The organism is Streptomyces sp. NPDC006393, from assembly GCF_040628575.1.
GTDB lineage: Bacteria > Actinomycetota > Actinomycetes > Streptomycetales > Streptomycetaceae > Streptomyces.
In genome coordinates this window covers 1-2462 of the sequence record NZ_JBEXZD010000215.1, presented here as the reverse complement: position 1 = coordinate 2462, position 2462 = coordinate 1, and the positions used below count along the sequence as shown (strand labels likewise).

The 2462-nt window shown below is 29.1% G+C and carries 1 protein-coding gene and 1 pseudogene; one reads left to right on the top strand and one right to left on the bottom strand.

The window, feature by feature from the left end:
• Positions 1 to 94: pseudogene (locus tag ABZ484_RS38595) on the top strand (DUF58 domain-containing protein); the annotation flags it as partial.
• A gap of 490 nt (positions 95 to 584) precedes the next feature.
• Here the strand turns inward: ABZ484_RS38595 and ABZ484_RS38590 are convergent.
• On the bottom strand, positions 585 to 2276 hold the full coding sequence (locus ABZ484_RS38590) for a restriction endonuclease (protein ID WP_281189170.1): 1692 nt from the start codon (positions 2274 to 2276) through the stop codon (positions 585 to 587).
• Between the last annotated feature and the right edge of the window lie 186 nt (positions 2277 to 2462).

The following is a 2462-nucleotide window of genomic DNA, read 5'->3' as shown; positions in this document are numbered from 1 at the left end:
GTACCGCTACGGCGACGACCTGCGCCGCGTGCACTGGCGGTCCACCGCGCGCTACGGCGAGCTGATGGTGCGCCGCGAGGAACAGCCGCAGCGGGAAGAATCAACAAAAGGTAACTAGAGATAACGTTTTTGATTATGCTATTGCAGCTATAAATAAAGTGGGAAATGCAGATTTATTAAAATTTCAAGAACCTGAATACAATGGTTAAGAATGGACAATTAACGCTAATAATAAATCCGGTGCAGGAGCTAATACTATCGTAGTTAAAGATGATGGAACGGTGCAAATTTGGAATGGTCCTAAAACATCTATAGACTATGAAACTAAAATTGAATTATAATCAAAAAACCAAGATTTACATTAACACTTACGAGTGAAATAAATCTTGGTTTAATTTTTGCGGATTTATAGAAACTTTCGACACTGTAAAGTAAAAAGAAAATAACTATCATAATAAGATCAATAAAAGAAAATATAGAAATATTAGATATAGAATAGCAGCAACTAGATAAAATTATACAAAAACATCTCAAATTAAATAAGGTATCCAATGATTAAAAAGCATAAAATCATAAATAATGTCTTATTTTATTGATGCAGAATAATAAAACCCAAATTTTAATTGAGCGTCAACTAAAGATCCTTTCGCATAATAACCATTTTTTTCCTTTCCTACACACCCAATTAATGGATTTGAAAGTAAATTTAACATATTATCTACTTCTTCTTTAGTTAAATCTTCATCATTAAACTCATCTATGCTTTTTATAAGCATATAAATTTCACGTATAGTTAATATACCTTTTGTAAATTCGTCATCACTATTTTCTATTAAAGTTTTTATAATCGATTTAAATAATACATTATATCTACGCATTCTATTATATGTACTATCCAAAACGCTTATATCTACTTCTCCTACTTGATTAAATAATTTTTTATATTCAATTGCTTGTAAAGGATATACTTGATGCCTTTTCACTAATAATTCAAGATTATCAATATCCAATAATAAAACTTGATTGTTTTCAGCAAATCTTTTCAATCTTCCATTAAAATTTTTGCCAACTATTACTATAAAATCTGCATCATGCTTCTTTTTATGTTCTTTAAGCGCATCAAAATTCACTAAGTTTTCAGTAATTATACCTTCCTTATTTGTCTTTGCCTCAATAGCTACCTTATACGTATAATCTGGAACTGTCCTAGCAGTTAATAAAATATCTGTAGTGCCTGATTGCGCTAACAATTTAGTTTTAAAACCTAGTTCAATAAATGTTTTTTCTAATAATTTTTCGAAATCGTGCGGACTAGAAGATTTAGTTGAAGCTAAGCGAACTTCTTTTAATAAATTTTGATAACTACCTTCATTATTTTTTAATAACCCAACTCCTTTATTTGAAGAGTTATTAATACTCATTTTACCTTTTAATACTGATAATAATAACTGACCACGATTTGATAATTTTAACTTTTTACCTTTATCATTCAAAATCAATTTAGCATTTTTTAAATGGGCTATTCTTTCTCTAATTCTATCAAGTCTTTCAGAATTCATATTAAACTCAGTTACACCTCTAGCAATTAATTCTTTAGGCTCTTGAGGGGACTCTTCTAACACGAAAAGTATTTCAAAAATATACTTATATTCTTTGTTTATAAAAAATAATAGATATAAATCTGGACGGTCAGAATTTAAAAGTTTAATACCATAATCTGAAGTTTCGTAAACTTTTTCTCCAATTCTATCTATAATTTTTAAATTAGTTAGAAATGTTAAAAAACTATTTACAGATGATTCCTTGCACTTGAACTTATCATTAATATAATTACTTAATGACTCTGTATCTTTAGCATTTAAAGTAAATTCTATTATGTTTAATATCAGTTCAGTTGCTTTTGCTCTACCTCCTGGAATATAACCTAATCCATCTTTTCTATCAATGTTGTTGACGTTCCAACCTAACTCCTCAATCCATTCTGGTAATTTAATTAATTTTTCTTTTGCAGTTATATCTTGAACATATTCAGATATATTAAAAGATTTCAAAGGAGGATATTTTTCTATAAAATTTCTTCCCTCTTGGTTAATAACATATAACTTTTTATAACTCATTGAATTAATTAAACCTAAATCATTTAACCACGCTAGTCGCTCATGAATCTGTCCGTTTTGTTTCCAAGACATATTATAATTTTCATTTGCATAGTTTAAGACTTCTTTAGTAGTTTTAGGTTCTTTTATAAAAAACAATAACTCAGATATATATTTCACATGTAATTGCAAAAATTCAGCTAAATTTTCTCTAATACTTTCTTCTTCAAAATTTATTAAACTCTCTGTGAGGTAATACTTATTTTCATTATCTTTTTTTTATAAATTGATATCTTAATAGTATTTCTATGCCCGCCACGGCAGCCGCAGGGCGAGCGCCGGCCCGTGGACCACCACCGCCGCGGC